The 540-nt window shown below is 71.1% G+C and carries 1 protein-coding gene; it reads right to left on the minus strand.

Annotated elements, in window-relative coordinates:
- Positions 1 to 540, minus strand: a 540-nt coding sequence (locus tag HUK84_RS22480; protein ID WP_246285848.1) for an amidase family protein, incomplete at both ends; no start/stop codon positions are given.

The raw sequence follows: 540 nt of genomic DNA on the forward strand, positions 1-540 counted from the left end.
CGGCGTGGCGGCGAAGGCGGATTCGATCGCGGCGGCGACCCGCAGCAGCATTGCGTCGCCGCCGCGCGGCCCGACGATCTGCAGGCCGAAGGGCATGCCGCGCGCATCGGTGCCGACGGGGATGCTGATGGCGGGATGGCCGGACAGCGTGACCATGTAGGCCAGCGCCAGCCAGTGGAAATAGCTGCGGGTCGGCGCGCCGTCGATCTCGGTCGGGTAGAGTTCGGTCCAGGGGCGGGGACTGACGGTGACGGCCGGGCTGACCAGGATGTCGTAGCGGGTGAAGAACGCCTGGTAGGCGCGGTAGATCCTGGTCTGGACGGTCGCGGCGCGGGCATGGTCCTGGAGCGTGTAGGACAGGGCCTCTTGGACATTCGCGCGGATGTTCGGGCCGAGCTGATCGTAATGGTCGCGATAGCGCGCGCCGTGGGCGGCGAGGAACATGGCGCCGCGCAGCACGGCGAAGGCGTCGTCGGCGCCCGTGCAGTCGGGCGATGCCAGGTCCGCCGCGCCGAACAGGGCCGCGATGGCGGGCAGCTT

Origin of the sequence: Nguyenibacter vanlangensis (assembly GCF_013376155.1) — a bacterium.
Lineage (GTDB): Bacteria > Pseudomonadota > Alphaproteobacteria > Acetobacterales > Acetobacteraceae > Gluconacetobacter > Gluconacetobacter vanlangensis.